Source organism: Citrobacter sp. XY323 (assembly GCF_025106035.1).
GTDB classification, from domain to species: Bacteria; Pseudomonadota; Gammaproteobacteria; order Enterobacterales; family Enterobacteriaceae; genus Citrobacter; species Citrobacter braakii.
Genome location: NZ_JANYUK010000011.1, coordinates 86,972 through 101,880 on the forward strand (window position 1 = coordinate 86,972; position 14,909 = coordinate 101,880).

Annotated in this window: 15 protein-coding genes; 7 read left to right on the plus strand and 8 right to left on the minus strand. The window is 51.0% G+C overall.

Annotated elements, in window-relative coordinates; translation table 11 throughout:
- Positions 1 to 125: 125 nt before the first annotated feature.
- Entirely contained in the window at positions 126 to 1,670 is a 1,545-nt protein-coding gene (tyrR, locus tag N0B36_RS14555; protein WP_259688543.1) for a transcriptional regulator TyrR, read from the plus strand.
- 725 nt (positions 1,671 to 2,395) lie between these two features.
- On the opposite strand, the gene tpx is transcribed toward tyrR, so the two are convergent.
- On the minus strand, positions 2,396 to 2,902 hold the full coding sequence (gene tpx, locus N0B36_RS14560; RefSeq protein ID WP_016153212.1) for a thiol peroxidase: 507 nt from the start codon (positions 2,900 to 2,902) through the stop codon (positions 2,396 to 2,398).
- Positions 2,903 to 3,017: 115 nt separating this feature from the next.
- On the opposite strand from tpx, the gene ycjG reads away from it, so the two are divergent.
- Positions 3,018 to 3,983, plus strand: a complete 966-nt coding sequence (ycjG, locus tag N0B36_RS14565; RefSeq protein WP_016153211.1) for an L-Ala-D/L-Glu epimerase — start codon at positions 3,018 to 3,020, stop codon at positions 3,981 to 3,983.
- On the opposite strand, the gene mpaA is transcribed toward ycjG, so the two are convergent.
- Positions 3,958 to 4,686, minus strand: a complete 729-nt coding sequence (mpaA, locus tag N0B36_RS14570; protein WP_016153210.1) for a murein tripeptide amidase MpaA — start codon at positions 4,684 to 4,686, stop codon at positions 3,958 to 3,960. The two genes, ycjG and mpaA, sit on opposite strands and share 26 nt — an antisense overlap.
- 184 nt (positions 4,687 to 4,870) lie before the next feature.
- Between mpaA and mppA the strand changes: the two genes are divergently transcribed.
- Positions 4,871 to 6,484: a murein tripeptide ABC transporter substrate-binding protein MppA gene (gene mppA, locus N0B36_RS14575; RefSeq protein ID WP_016153209.1), complete on the plus strand. Its 1,614-nt coding sequence runs from the start codon at positions 4,871 to 4,873 to the stop codon at positions 6,482 to 6,484.
- Between the two features lie 108 nt (positions 6,485 to 6,592).
- On the opposite strand, the gene N0B36_RS14580 is transcribed toward mppA, so the two are convergent.
- Positions 6,593 to 7,363, minus strand: coding sequence for a DeoR/GlpR family DNA-binding transcription regulator (locus N0B36_RS14580; RefSeq protein ID WP_047500391.1), 771 nt, complete (start codon positions 7,361 to 7,363; stop codon positions 6,593 to 6,595).
- 117 nt (positions 7,364 to 7,480) lie between these two features.
- Between N0B36_RS14580 and N0B36_RS14585 the strand changes: the two genes are divergently transcribed.
- Together N0B36_RS14585 and N0B36_RS14590 are read left to right on the plus strand one after the other, a co-directional pair.
- Complete coding sequence (locus tag N0B36_RS14585) at positions 7,481 to 7,864, plus strand: VOC family protein (RefSeq protein WP_200046749.1); 384 nt, start codon at positions 7,481 to 7,483, stop codon at positions 7,862 to 7,864.
- 215 nt (positions 7,865 to 8,079) lie between these two features.
- A complete protein-coding gene (locus tag N0B36_RS14590; RefSeq protein WP_181012498.1) occupies positions 8,080 to 8,487 on the plus strand; it encodes a cupin domain-containing protein in 408 nt (135 codons plus the stop codon).
- A gap of 201 nt (positions 8,488 to 8,688) precedes the next feature.
- Here the strand turns inward: N0B36_RS14590 and N0B36_RS14595 are convergent, their stop codons facing one another.
- Positions 8,689 to 9,720, minus strand: coding sequence for a mechanosensitive ion channel family protein (locus N0B36_RS14595; RefSeq protein ID WP_115190545.1), 1,032 nt, complete (start codon positions 9,718 to 9,720; stop codon positions 8,689 to 8,691).
- A 243-nt stretch (positions 9,721 to 9,963) separates the two neighbouring features.
- Between N0B36_RS14595 and N0B36_RS14600 the strand changes: the two genes are divergently transcribed.
- Positions 9,964 to 10,224 (plus strand): DUF2534 family protein, encoded by a 261-nt coding sequence (locus N0B36_RS14600; RefSeq protein WP_003020403.1) that lies wholly within the window; start codon positions 9,964 to 9,966, stop codon positions 10,222 to 10,224.
- A gap of 48 nt (positions 10,225 to 10,272) precedes the next feature.
- Here the strand turns inward: N0B36_RS14600 and uspE are convergent, their stop codons facing one another.
- The 3 genes from uspE to ogt all read right to left on the minus strand — a co-directional run bounded on the left by uspE (position 10,273) and on the right by ogt (position 12,837).
- The gene (uspE, locus tag N0B36_RS14605) at positions 10,273 to 11,223 is read right to left on the minus strand and encodes a universal stress protein UspE (protein WP_016153204.1); all 951 of its coding nucleotides are present in this window, start codon (positions 11,221 to 11,223) and stop codon (positions 10,273 to 10,275) included.
- Between the two features lie 151 nt (positions 11,224 to 11,374).
- Entirely contained in the window at positions 11,375 to 12,127 is a 753-nt protein-coding gene (fnr, locus tag N0B36_RS14610; protein ID WP_003020397.1) for a fumarate/nitrate reduction transcriptional regulator Fnr, read from the minus strand.
- Positions 12,128 to 12,321: 194 nt separating this feature from the next.
- Positions 12,322 to 12,837, minus strand: coding sequence for a methylated-DNA--[protein]-cysteine S-methyltransferase (gene ogt, locus N0B36_RS14615; protein ID WP_016153203.1), 516 nt, complete (start codon positions 12,835 to 12,837; stop codon positions 12,322 to 12,324).
- Positions 12,838 to 13,050: 213 nt separating this feature from the next.
- Here ogt and smrA point away from each other — a divergent pair, with 213 nt between their 5' ends.
- Entirely contained in the window at positions 13,051 to 13,614 is a 564-nt protein-coding gene (gene smrA / locus N0B36_RS14620; protein ID WP_016153202.1) for a DNA endonuclease SmrA, read from the plus strand.
- 12 nt (positions 13,615 to 13,626) lie between these two features.
- On the opposite strand, the gene N0B36_RS14625 is transcribed toward smrA, so the two are convergent.
- The gene (locus N0B36_RS14625; RefSeq protein ID WP_104652048.1) at positions 13,627 to 14,859 is read right to left on the minus strand and encodes a sensor domain-containing diguanylate cyclase; all 1,233 of its coding nucleotides are present in this window, start codon (positions 14,857 to 14,859) and stop codon (positions 13,627 to 13,629) included.
- Positions 14,860 to 14,909 lie beyond the last annotated feature (50 nt).

Sequence of the window (14,909 nt, forward strand, 5' to 3'; positions counted from 1 at the left end):
TTAACTTTACGTCCCGGCGCCTGATTTTCCAGCGAGCTGTCAATATTTGTTGACAGAGTTCTTCCTGCAAACCCAATACTGTCTTATCATTTAATACATAATCCCTTGTCCAGGTGAAGGTTCCTATGCGTTTGGAAGTCTTTTGTGAAGACCGACTTGGTCTGACCCGCGAACTGCTCGATTTACTGGTGCTGAGAAGCATTGATTTACGCGGTATCGAGATTGACCCCATCGGGCGAATTTACCTCAATTTTGCGGAACTGGAGTTCACCAACTTCAGTAGCCTGATGGCTGAAATCCGCCGTATTTCAGGGGTTACGGATGTGCGTACCGTGCCCTGGATGCCTTCCGAACGAGAACATCTTGCGTTGAGTGCGCTGCTTGAGGCGTTACCAGAACCGGTCCTTTCTCTGGATATGAAATGCAAAATCGAGATGGCGAACCCTGCGAGCTGTCAGCTTTTCGCGCACACTCAGGATCGGATGCGCAATCATACCGCCGCCCAGTTAATCAATGGGTTTAACTTCCAGCGCTGGCTCGAGAGCAATCCGCAGGATTCTCATAGCGAGCATGTCGTAATTAACGGACAGAACTTCCTGATGGAGATTACGCCTGTCCATTTGCAGGGTGAAAATCAGGAGCAGATGCTGACTGGTGCTGTTGTCATGCTGCGCTCCACCATCCGGATGGGGCGTCAGCTGCAAAATATGACTACGCAGGATCTGAGCGCGTTTAGCCAGATTATTGCCGTCAGCGCCAAAATGAAACACGTAGTGGAACAGGCGCGTAAGCTGGCGACACTGAGTGCGCCACTGCTGATTACCGGTAATACCGGCACCGGCAAAGATCTCTTTGCCCATGCCTGCCACCTGGCAAGCCCGCGTGCGTCGAAGCCGTATCTGGCGCTAAACTGCGCGTCAATTCCTGAGGATGCGGTCGAAAGTGAGCTGTTTGGCCATGCCCCGGAAGGCAAAAAAGGCTTCTTTGAGCAGGCGAATGGCGGCTCGGTTCTGTTAGATGAAATTGGTGAAATGTCGCCGCGTATGCAGACCAAATTGCTGCGTTTTCTCAATGACGGTACGTTCCGCCGCGTGGGAGAAGATCACGAAGTTCATGTTGATGTCCGCGTGATTTGCGCGACGCAAAAGAACCTTGTGGAAATGGTGCAGAAAGGGCTTTTCCGTGAAGATCTCTATTATCGACTGAATGTACTGACGCTAAATCTGCCGCCGCTACGCGATTGCCCGCAGGATATTATGCCGCTTACCGAACTGTTTGTGGCGCGCTTCGCCGACGAGCAGGGCGTGCCGCGTCCGAAGCTGTCTGCCGATCTCAGCACGGTGTTAACCCGCTACGGTTGGCCGGGCAACGTGCGTCAGCTTAAAAATGCCATCTACCGGGCGCTGACTCAGCTTGAAGGCTATGAGCTGCGGCCGCAGGATATTTTACTGCCGGATTACGATGCGGCAACGGTTGCGGTCGGAGAAGAGGTGATGGAAGGATCGCTGGATGAAATTACCAGCCGCTTTGAACGCTCTGTGCTGACGCAGCTTTATATGAATTATCCCAGCACGCGCAAACTGGCCAAGCGCCTCGGCGTTTCGCACACCGCGATTGCCAACAAATTACGTGAATACGGCCTGAGCCAGCAGAAAAAAAGCGAAGAGTAACGCGGTAAATGAAAATGCCTCCTGGCCAGAGTAATGCTTGTCAGTTAAGCATTATGGAGAACATGTGATTTCGGCTCAGGGTTCCGTTCACCTCAGTGGTATCACTTTTCTGAAGCGCAGATATCTGTGAACGTGCAAGGGAGGCTCACCGCCGCCTCCCTTGCAACCCAGGCTCCCGGCGGGAAAATCGTCGCTGTGCGATTCATTCGTCTTATGCCGTCTGCCTGTCGGGTCGGGGCCGGGCCTGCGTCCCTGCAGGCCGCCCCCTCTGCCCGCATCCCTGCGGGCAGACCCGGTCAGCCGTCAACGCCTCATCGATTTTCAGCCGGACCGGGGTCATCGCTGCTGCGCACTGACTTCCAGTTAAATCTGTTTTGCTGTTCAGATATATTCCAATAAAAGTGCAGGAGGTCAGGTGTGGGCTGGTCCGGCTGAAAATTGCCGACGTGTTTCCGTAAGGCCGGGAGAACCCGCAGGGATGCGGGTTCAGGGCGCGTTTTGCAGGGATGCTACCTCGCGCCCGGCCCGGTAGCCTGGAGGAATAAACGGAGGGAACCGCGGAGCGGCAATTTTCCAGCCGGGAGCCGGGATTGTTAAGGGTACGGCGATAGTACCCTTAACACGTTCACAGGTTGTATTGCCTCAGAGAAGTGACAAACATAAGGTGAACGTAGCAATACGCCGGAGGCAACAGATTCATTACCTCCGTATGTGCAAGACGTGGCTTAAGCTTTCAGTACGTCCAGCGCAGCAGTGTAGTCTGGCTCGTTGGTGATTTCATTGACCAGTTGGCTGAAAACGACGTTGTCATTTTCATCAATAACGACCACGGCACGTGCGGCCAGACCTTTCAGTGGGCCTTCAGCGATTTCTACGCCGTAGTTTTTCAGAAATTCTGCGTTGCGCAGGGTGGACAGCGTGATAACGTTGCTCAGACCTTCCGCGCCGCAAAAACGTGAATGGGCGAATGGCAGGTCGGCCGAAATGCACAGTACGACGGTATTGTCGATTTCTGTCGCCAGTTGGTTAAACTTACGTACCGATGCCGCACAAACGCCGGTATCGATGCTTGGGAAAATATTCAGCACTTTGCGCTTGCCTGCGAACTGGCCCAGCGTAACGTCAGACAGGTCTTTAGCCACAAGGGTAAAAGCCTGAGCTTTGCTTCCAGCCTGAGGAATTGAGCCGGCAACTGTAACCGGGTTGCCCTGGAAATGAACGGTTTGTGACATGGTTATCTTCCTGTTTACATATAGTTAACGTCGAGGCTAGTTTATGCCATCAGCAGTTAACACGGCAAACGCTATTTGCGGATATCCGCTTCAGGGACTGCATTAAGGAAAGCAAATGAGAACAGTTAAGGTGTATGAGGAAGCCTGGCCGCTGCACACTCCCTTTGTTATTGCCCGTGGGAGCAGAACCGAAGCGCATGTGGTGGTGGTTGAAGTGGCAGAAAACGGCGTCACGGGTATCGGCGAGTGCACACCGTACCCGCGCTATGGTGAAAGCGATGCCTCAGTGCTGGCGCAAATTATGAGCATTGCCCCACAACTGGAAAATGGACTGACGCGTGAAGAGCTGCAAAAGCTGCTGCCAGCGGGAGCCGCGCGTAATGCTGTGGACTGCGCGTTGTGGGATCTGAGTGCGCGTCAACAGCAACTGTCACTGGCAGAGTTGGTGGGAAGTGAGCTGGCGGAAGTGGTGACGACGGCGCAAACCGTGGTAATTGGCACGCCGGAACAAATGGCGGTGAGTGCGGCTGCACTGTGGGAAAATGGCGCGAAACTGCTAAAAGTTAAACTGGACGCGCGCTTGATTAGCGAGCGGATGGTTGCTATTCGTGCAGCAGTCCCTGATGCCACGATTATTGTCGACGCCAATGAATCCTGGCGGGCAGAAGGTCTGGCGGCGCGCTGCCAGCTGCTGGCTGATTTAGGGGTGGCGATGCTGGAGCAGCCGCTGCCAGCGCAGGACGATGCCGCATTGGAAAATTTTGTGCATCCGCTGCCGATCTGCGCAGATGAAAGCTGCCACACCCGCAGCAGCCTGAAAGCGCTGCACGGGCGCTATGAAATGGTCAATATCAAACTGGATAAAACAGGCGGCCTGACGGAGGCGCTGGCGCTGGCAACCGAAGCCCGCGAGCAGGGATTTGCGCTAATGCTGGGCTGCATGCTGTGTACTTCCCGGGCGATTGGGGCGGCGTTACCGCTTACGCCGCAGGTTAACTTTGCCGATCTTGATGGCCCGACCTGGCTTGCCAGCGACGCGGAGCCGGCCCTGCATTTTACGACCGGACAACTTCATCTCTAGGGTGCCAGCGCAGGAGATTGGACATGGCCAGCAGGTATTTCTCGCTCGCTTCATCTGAAGAGATGGGCGGAAATTCGGCGGTTATACAGTGTAAGTTCAGGTCTGCGCACCAGCTTCCAAATGAGCCGGGCGTTTCATAACCTACGCTGGTGACGAGGGGTAATTCAAACGACTGCGCCAGCCACGCGCCTAATTCGCTGCGTCTGGGATCTTCAATACAGGCCAGCGGATCGTGAAAAGAGACCACCCACGCAGGATGAATTCGGTGAATAAGCTGGCACAGCGCCTGGGTTTCTGGTTCTGAGCCCGGATTTTCGCCGGTCAACAACACCACATCGCGTTCTTCTGCGCTGCTGTTCCAGCGATACACCGTTTCACCCGCTTTCCAGTTGGCAGCGGGAAAGTTACGGTTTAGATCCACTCCGTTCGCATTTGCGCGCAGCCCGAGCTGGCAACCGTCAGGGTTAACCGCCAGCACCACATGGTGACGACGTAAGGAAGGATTAAGCGTACGCAATGCGCAGGAAAGGGTGACAACCGATGCGTTTTCGTCGCCGTGCGTTCCTGCCAGTATCAGACCGCTTTCACGATCGGCCGCCATTGCGGGAAACCAGATTAGCGGCGCGCCTAATAATGAACGTCCGTAATGTTCGGTTCCAGGTGGGAATGCGCCGCGCTCGGCACGGGGTCGGGTAACGGTCATAGTCATCTCTGAATGCGTGGATTGTTACTCGCAGTGTTGTGCAAAATGTATGGATAATCAAATCGTTTTCACACACTTATCTTTTCAGATGTAATATTATTTCCTTGTCGAAAGTTAATTGCATTTCCTGCTGGCGATACAAATAATTACACATTCACTTAGTAGCCGGAATTGAGGGTATTTTATGCAGCATTCTGTTTCAGTAACCTGTTGTGCGCTATTGGTAAGCAGCATTTCATTATCCTGGGCTGCTGATGTTCCCAGCGGAACGGTACTGGCAGAAAAGCAAGAACTGGTGCGTCATATCAAAGACGAACCGGCGTCATTGGATCCGGCAAAGGCCGTCGGGCTTCCTGAAATTCAGGTTATTCGTGATTTATTTGAAGGGCTGGTCAACCAGAATGAGAAGGGCGAGATTGTGCCCGGTGTTGCCACTCAGTGGAAAAGCAACGATAACCGTATCTGGACGTTTACGCTGCGCGATAATGCGCAATGGGCAGATGGTACGCCGGTAACGGCACAGGATTTTGTCTATAGCTGGCAGCGTCTGGTTGACCCGAAAACGCTGTCGCCGTTTGCCTGGTTTGCTGCGCTGGCGGGTATTAACAACGCACAGGCGATCATCGATGGAAAAGCCTCGCCAGATAAGCTCGGCGTTAGCGCGATCGATGCGCGTACATTGAAGGTCCAACTGGATAAACCGCTGCCATGGTTTGCCAATCTGACGGCGAGTTTTGCTTTCTATCCGGTACAAAAAGCTAACGTTGAGAGCGGTAAAGATTGGACCAAACCAGGCAATCTAATTGGTAACGGCGCCTATGTGCTCAAAGATCGTGTGGTGAACGAAAAACTGGACGTTGTGCCGAACACGCATTATTGGGACAACGCCAAAACGGTGCTGCAAAAAGTCACCTTCCTGCCTATTAACCAGGAATCGGCAGCGACCAAGCGCTATCTTGCTGGTGATATCGATATTACCGAGTCTTTCCCGAAAAACATGTATCAGAAACTGTTGAAGGACATCCCGGGCCAGGTTTATACCCCGCCGCAGCTTGGCACTTACTACTATGCCTTTAATACCCAGAAGGGACCGACTGCCGACTCACGCGTGCGCCTGGCGCTCAGCATGACTATCGATCGTCGCCTGATGGCGGAGAAAGTTCTGGGTACCGGCGAAAAGCCCGCATGGCATTTTACGCCGGATGTAACGGCAGGGTTTGTGCCGGAACCTTCACCGTTTGAGCAAATGAGTCAGGAAGAGCTGAACGCGCAGGCGAAAACGCTGCTGCGTGCGGCGGGCTATGGTCCACAGAAACCACTTAAACTGACGCTGCTGTATAACACCTCTGAAAATCATCAGAAGATTGCTATTGCTGTCGCGTCTATGTGGAAGAAAAATCTCGGCGTTGACGTGAAACTGCAAAACCAGGAGTGGAAAACTTATATCGATAGCCGCAATACCGGCAATTTTGATGTGATCCGCGCCTCGTGGGTGGGCGATTACAATGAACCATCTACGTTCCTGTCGCTATTAACATCAACCCATACGGGCAATATCTCCCGCTTTAATAATCCGGCGTACGATAAAGTGTTGACCCAGGCAACCCTGGAGAATACGCAGAAAGCGCGCAATGCTGATTATAACGCCGCGGAGAACATTCTGATGGAACAGGCTCCCATTGCGCCGATTTATCAGTACACCAACGGGCGTTTAATTAAACCGTGGCTGAAAGGGTATCCGATTACTAACCCTGAAGATGTGGCTTATAGCCGCACAATGTATATTGTGAAGCACTGATATAGCTGGCCTGTTCGGGACGTTGCATTGGCGATTTCCCGAACAGGCAAGGCTGTGGGGAAGGTGAGTCATGAAAGCAATGGAAAAGGTATCACCCAATAGAATGGGTTACACTGTATAAATACGAATGTCGTGCGCCTGAAACGCCGTGGCATACTCTTTGCTGATATTTTCCTCGACGACAATTACATCGATATTGCTGCTTTCGGTAACGACATAACGGGCGACGGCCGGGATCTTTTCAGCCGTCAGCGCGACAATGGTTTCATTACACTGTTTGATCACCGCTTTTTTGAACTCACAATCCGCGTAATCAAATCCGGTTAAGCCGGATTCAGGCGACATCGCGCAGCCGCCAATAAATCCCTGATCGAATAAAATGTCCTGCACCTGCGAGATAGCGGTGGCACCCACACACCCTCCAGAAGATCGTTGCACCGCGCCGCCCAGCATAATGACGTCAAACAGTGGTTTTTTTAGTAAAACGGCGGCAATCTCCGGGGAATTTGTTACCACGGTTAACGCCAGCTCGGCGGGTAGGGCTTCAGCCATCGCCAGATTAGTACTGCCCGTGTCGATAAAAATGCAGCTTCCGGATTTGACCATCCGGGCGCATCTCTGCGCGATGTTGCTCTTTTTCGCCACATTAATACTCTTGCGCACGGTGATGTCTTCGGATTCAGGGAGTGCAATGACCGCGCCGCCATAGACTTTTTTACACACGCCATCTTTACTCAGTTCATGCAGGTCGCGGCGGATTGTATGTTCCGAAACGCCTAACCTGCTGGCGAGTTCGGAACAGATGACTCTGCCGTTTTCCTGCAGGATCTGATAGATAAGCGCCTGGCGCTGTTCAGGGAATGCTGCGTAATCGAGCATCAATACTCCAGTGAAATAAACATCGAGCAATAACAAGCATAATTGTGCATTATGGTTCTCGATGTCAACATCCCTTTAGGGAACCTATTGTTTGGATACAACAAGAAGAGGTTAGCTATGAAGGTTGCGCATATGGCGTTATGGACACGGGAGCTCGAGCAACAAGCTCAATTCTGGGTCACGTTTTTTGACGCAAAGATCAACGAAAAATACTGCAGTAAAACCAATCCAGGGTTTGAATCCTATTTTGTCAAAATTGGTGAGGATATCGCGATTGAGTTAATGACTAAGCCTGGACTGACAAAACATGCTCCCGACAATAACACCTCAGGCTGGGTGCATCTCGCCATTTCAGTTGGCGGCAGTGAAAACGTTGATGCCATGGCAATGCGTGCAAAAGAACAGGGGATATTAGTTTCTGACCCGCGCACCACCGGTGATGGCTATTACGAAGCGGTGATACGCGATCCTGACGGCAACTTGATTGAAATTGTGGCCTAAGGCTTCACGCCATCTCCAGTAGAAATGTTGTACCTGTTACCGACTATTGATGAGCATGATTCATAAGGTTGTCCTTCTTTTCACCTCTAATCACCCGCCTGTCGAGTCTCTATAATTTTTATAGTTTTCAGCATCGGTGGCGCGTGCTGCCACCGTTTTGGAGAGTCGAAATGCAAAATCAACGGAATACCGTCTCCAGCGCCGGCGCGGAGATTATGAATCAACAATTTGATGGTAACAGCGTCTTTCCTCGCGGAGAGAAAAATGAAGCGTATGCGAAATATTTCACTGGCGACAGCTATCTGACCATGCTCTCCATGGAAGGCGTGGTCATTGGTAACGTAGCATTTGAGCCGGGCTGTCGTAACTTCTGGCATATCCATCATCAAGGGGGACAAATCTTGCTGGTGACCGGCGGCAGAGGCTGGTATCAGGCGTGGAATCAACCGGCGCGTGAACTGAAAACCGGTGATGTCGTACACATCCCGGCGGGAATGAAACACTGGCACGGCGCCGCGCGTGATAGCTGGTTTGCCCATATCGCTGTGGAAATCCCGGCCGCTGGCGCATCGAACGAGTGGCTTGAACCGGTAAGCGACGCTGAGTACAACCTGCTCCCCTGAGCTGTGCGGGGCACGCGTTCTGCAGGTAAAGAATCCGATGCCCGAAGTGAATCAGTTTGAGCTGATTATTGATACAGTCCTGTATCTACATGACCTGAATCCGTATATTCCAACGCTGGCGCTGGTACTGCTTTGTCATTGATATTGCCTCATTGAAATAAGTGCAGAAAAAAGACGCGGATTTCCGCGCCTTTTCTTTTGTTAGTGTGTCGATGGCGATGCTTCAGGATTATCCATATACAGCGTCTGGCTGGGGAACGCAAAGTCGGCGTCGTGTGCCTTGACTATCGAAATAATCTTTAAATAAACGTCCTGCTGTACCGCAAGCCATTCCTGCCACACGGTGGTTTTCGTGAAGCAATACACCATGATATTCAGCGATGAATCGGCGAATTCATTAAAATAAACCAGCAGGGTTTGTTTCTGGTCTATTCCCGGATGGTTTTGCAGCATTTCTCTGACCGACTCGACAACGGCACTGACTTTATCAGCATCTTCATATCGTAACCCGATCACCGTTTTGATGCGGCGATTCGTCATCCTTCCTGGGTTTTCTACGCTGATAGAGGAGAAAATCGAGTTTGGGACATATAACGGACGATGATCGAAGGTGTTTATTTTGGTCATTCGCCAGCCGATTTCCGTAACTGTACCTTCAATATTGCGGTCCGGGGAGCGGATCCAGTCGCCGATGCTAAAGGGTCTGTCGAAGTAGAGCATAATCCCTGAGAAAAAGTTGCTCAGAATGTCTTTGCCTGCCATACCTACAGCGATACCGCCGATGCCGCCGAAGGTTAACAGGCCGGATAAGCTCATACCGAAATGTTCGCCATACAGCAAAATGATAGCAACCACGATGGTAATTTTGATGATTCGCGACAGGATCCTCGCGCTGGTGATATCTCTGCCTTTATTAATCTGCGTCTTTTCAAACTGATTAATTACCAGAAAAAGTTTGATGGTAAGGATCAGCGCAATCAACGAGGTGCAGATAAAGTCGACCACGCTGGAGGAGATAAATTTCAGGCTGTAATTTTCGATAACGTTATTAGCAATACTGCCTAACGTCCCGATGATAATGGCATAGACAAGAAATTGCGCGGCATGAAATATGAATCCTTTGCAGCGACGCTCTCCACGATGATACCAGACGCTCATCAGAACCAGCGCGGCACAGCAGCTGAGAATTACCGTCAAATTAAACGCATTATTTATAAACAGTTCAGCGATCATGATTCTTCCAACAGCTCCGTGGTAGTGAAATATCTTCTGATATCCTAATCCTCGAATATTTTACTCAGTTCTGGCGGTCAGATCATTAATCCATAGGGGAGATATATAATGCAATTAGCGCTATTTTCGGCGAAATAGCGCTGGTATCCACCCTGAAAGCGGTTTATGTAGCAGACAGTCAGTTGATGTCATGGTATTGTTAGCGCAAAGTAACAAGGTTTTCATCTGCAAAAGGACAGTACTATGATCATGGCTAAGCTGAAGACAGCGAAGGGACGGAAGTTTCTGTTGTGCCTGCTTGGGGTGTTTATTATCGCAGCGTCGGTCGTGACGCGAGCGACGATCGGTGGTGTGATTGAACAGTATGACATTCCGCTATCCGACTGGACCGCTTCAATGTACGCCATTCAATCGGCAATGATTTGTGTCTACAGCATGGTGTTTACGATTCTGTTGGCTATCCCGCTGGGAATCTATTTCCTCGGCGGCGAAGAGCAACACTAAGCGTTTGTTATGCCGGATGAGATCGCCATCCGGCATTGAGTTGTGTGGTTAATCGTCTTCTTCATCATCCAGTTCAACTGGCGTCTGATATTCATCCGGCTTGATGACCAGCAGGTCGCAGCGTAGGTGATCGATAACCTGTTCAGCGGTGTTACCAAGGAACGCGGCAGAAATACCGGTACGACCGACGGTACCCAGTACTACAATACCCGCCTGCAAGTGCTCGGCTAAATCAGGAATGACCTCTTCAGGCAATCCTTTTTCAACGTGCGTCACTTTCTCATCGATACTGAATTTCTGGCGCAACGCCTTCATGGCCAGCAGATGCTGTCCACGGATCGCGTCGTTATAAACGCTGGGGTCAAACTCAGGTAGTTCAATTGCGATATTGATTGGCGTAACAGGGTAGGCGCCAACCAGATGCACTTCAGTATGGTTAACCTGTTCTGCCAGTTGCAGCGTCTCTTTGACCAGTTTTTCATTGAGCGCGTTGTGATAAGGCTCTTCACTGGCGAGGTTCACCGCAACCAGCGCTTTACCTTCTTCAGGCCATGGCTGGTCTTTAACCATCCATACCGGGCTTGGACATTTGCGCAATAAATGCCAGTCGGTAGGCGTGAAAATTACGGCTTCGAGGCGGTCGTGTTGGTGTGCCATTTTGAGGACCAGGTCATGCTGAGCACTAATGACTTCCTGGATGATGGCTTCAAAGGGACGGTTGTGCCATACCACTTTAATTTCAAGAGGGATCCCTGCTTCGATGTAGTATTTTGCTTGTTCACGGATCCATGCTGTTCGCTGGCTGATGACCCCCTGACGCATTGCCGTACGCTCATCGGGCGACAGCAGGGTAGTCATCTCGTAGGAAAAGTCATAGATTGGCAAAAAGGCTTTAATTTTGCCACCAATCCGTTGATGCAAATAAACAGCTCGCCGTAATGCTGGTTGATCGTCCTGGTTTGGATCGATGACGACCAGCATATTTTTATACATAGCCATACAGGGTCTCCTTACAACTGTCATCGCAGTTTGTAATTAAAAGAGTAACCCAATAATGTGGATTGAAACAGGGGAGAACCTCCTGCCAGATCAATAAATCGGGAAAATTTAGCGATTTGACAGAAGGATAACAGAAATGCTTGCGGAAAGATTACGCAACGTTACGCGTGTGGCCAGCAAGAACTGCCAGCGCGTCGCTATTCTCAATAGTTATGTATTTGCCTTTCACTGCCAGCATACCGCTTTTCTGGAAACGACCCAACAGGCGGCTGATGGTTTCAACCGTCAGACCCAGGTAGTTACCGATGTCGCCGCGGGTCATGGTCAGACGGAACTCACGAGGCGAGAATCCGCGCTGGGCAAAGCGGCGAGACAAGTTGTAGATAAAGGCCGCCAGGCGCTCTTCTGCATTTTTCTTCGACAACAGCAGGATCATATCCTGGTCGCCTTTGATTTCGCCACTCATCAGACGCATCATCTGCTGACGCAGATTCGGCATTTTTCCGGACAGGTCATCAAGGGTTTCGAAAGGAATTTCGCAAACCATTGAGGTTTCCAGCGCCTGGGCAAAGCTCGGGTGATGTCCGCTGCCAATCGCGTCAAAACCGACCAGATCACCCGCCAGATGGAAGCCGGTAATTTGCTCATCGCCTTGTTCGGTAATGGTATAGCTTTTAATCGTTCCGGAGCGGATAGCGTAGAGTGATTTAAGTTCATCACCTGCTTTAAAGAGCGTTTGCCCCTTTTGGATAGGCTTTTTGCGCTCGATGATGTTATCGAGCTGGTCAAGCTCATGCTCGTTAAGTGTGAACGGGATGCAAAGCTGGCTGATGCTGCAATCCTGGCAATGGATAGCACAACCGCCAGACTGAATGCGCCGTATAATTCGCTTTTCCGGGATCATAGGTCTGCTCAAGCCGTAATTGATATTTGTCAATTTTAACATCTTTTTGGTGAGCACGTAAGCCTGAGCTACTCCCAATAGAGAATAATTCAGGTATAACCGGAATGAATGTTTGTATCTCCTTGATTAACCGCATTAAATTTGTGGTCACATTATGCGAAAGTGTGACGAATAAGGCATTAATTGCCTGGAATCTAGAGTAGCAAATAGCCTTCGTGACGCAATAACCACTCTTTTCGCTGCACGCCGCCAGCATATCCAGTCATGGTGCCGTTACGCCCAATGACGCGATGGCAGGGGACCACAATGCTTACCGGGTTGGCGCCATTGGCCGCACCGACGGCTCTTGCAGCACCGGCGCGCCCTAACTGTTCGGCCAGTTGACCGTAGTGCATGACCTGCCCACACGGGATAGTGCGTAATGCTTGCCAGACTTCGCGCTGGAAAGGCGTGCCAGCCGTTGCTGTTTCCAGCGTGTCAATAATGCTGAGATTCCCGGCAAAATACTCCGACAGTTTATCGCTTAATCCGCCAGGGTTTTTGGCTGTAATACGCTGATAACCTTCTGTGCGATAATGAATATCCAGCAATTGTTCCATGCGATCGCGGTGCTGATCCCATTCCACCGCGCGCAGGCGAAATTGCTCATCACAAATAACCCACAGCGGGCCCAGCGGCGTGTCGATGGTGTCTTCCAGTAAGTTCAGCATCCGTTTCTCTCATTACAGCGTTCAGGCGAGGTTACACATTATCATGCCAGCGACAGTCGCAGCTATACCCCTAAAAACGGATATCTGTATGTCGTGAGTAGATCTTTTCAGCGGAGCGAGTCGGGTGAATTATTGGAAATAATCGTAAACCGTTGTCGGTATAATAGTGCGCGGTTATGATAATGCTCGTCGTAATTCGCTGGAGGAAGAAACATGAATCTTGATGATGCTTCGCTGTTTCTGGATGCTATGGGGGATGTCCAACCGCTGAAGGGCTGCGCCGATGTACATTGGCAGCCAACGCGTAATATCCGCACTCCGGCGCGTATCGATACGCTTCAACTGGATAACTTTCTCACGACGGGGTTTCTCGATATTATCCCGTTGAACGAGCCGCTGGAGTTTCGTCGCGAAGGTTTACAGCACGGCGTGACTGACAAACTGCGAACCGGAAAATATCCGCAGCAGGCGAGCCTTAATCTCATCCGCCAGCCCGTAGAAACATGCCGCCAGATGCTATTCAGTTTTATTCTACAGGCACAGCAAGATGGATTACGTAACGTGCTGGTGATACACGGTAAGGGGCGTGACGATAACGCTCATGCCAATATTGTTCGCAGCTATGTGGCGCGCTGGCTGACAGAATTTGATGACGTCCAGGCCTACTGCGCCGCTTTGCCGCATCACGGCGGCAGCGGAGCATGCTATGTGGCATTACGTAAAACCGCGCAGGCAAAACAGGAAAACTGGGAGCGTCACGCTAAGCGCAGCCGCTGATCAACGTATTCATCAGGCGGCCAGTACTCTGTTCCTGCCTTCGTGCTTGGCTTTGTACAACGCGTCGTCCACGCGTTTGAATAATTCATCAATACTTTCGTTCGTTTCGTGCCGCGCAACGCCAATGCTGACGGTAAAGCGGGGAAGACCAGGGAGAGTAACCTTGGCTACCGTCGCGCGGATCACTTCTGCAAGATTGAGGGCGACATCCAGCGAGGTTCGCGGTAGCAGCAGCACAAATTCTTCACCACCCCAGCGAAAAATAAGATCGTCTTTTCGTGCACAGGATTCCAGTGTGCGGGCCAGAGCGCAAAGCACTTCATCGCCTTTTAAATGACCGAAGAGATCGTTAATGCTTTTAAAACGATCGGTGTCGATCAACAACAGGCTGTAGTCCTGCGTCAATGATACCGCATGCGTCTGCTCCGGCTCGGTTACCTGATAAAAATGCCGGCGATTAAGTAATCCCGTTAAGGGGTCACGCAGAGCGGCATGCTCAAGCTCCTGTTCCAGCCGTTTTTGTTCGGTAATGTCATGAATAATGCACAACATGAGTTTATTACCGTAAATTTCAATCGGTCCGGCGTAGGTTTGCACATGACGTGAGGTGCCGTCTGCCAGTTTATGGACAAAGTGCAAAGGCTTATGGCCGCCGGGCAGATGGGCGATTTCATGCATTACCGGCAATATATGGCGGCCCAGCATGTTGATCTCCCAAGTATGTTTCTGGCACATCACATCAAGGTTGTAACCATAAAAATTCAGGGCACTGAGGTTTGCATCAACGATCAGGCCATCGCGGGACGGATCAATCAGTAACATTGGCGCGGAGTTTGTCTGGAAAAAACGCGCATAAAAGCCCTGTTTTTTTCGTTGATAAGTTGCTGAACGGCTGGCTTTCAGACCTTGCGCAGTAGGCGTTTCAATGCCTTCGAAAAGGATAACATCCCCCACGCCCGGCAGAGATTTAATGGACAGGCGGCTGGCCAACGCGATTTCCTCACCATCGCGGTAAACCGTGAGGATCTCAACAACGTGATGATGATTGCTCAAGTCACTGAGATACATTGTTAAATCATGTTGAGAATGCGTTGAGAATATGCCTTTGCGCAGTGGGGAAAAACAGAGATCCTGCATTAACTCACGTGCAACGATATTAGCGAACACCAGTTCTTCGGTTTGTGGCGAAACAATCCACACCGGAAAGGTTAACAAATCCAGTGAATGCAGCTCGGTTGTGCTCATCGATAATCCCGTTATCTTTATCTGCTGTGTTGCCCGTTTAATGGCGAATA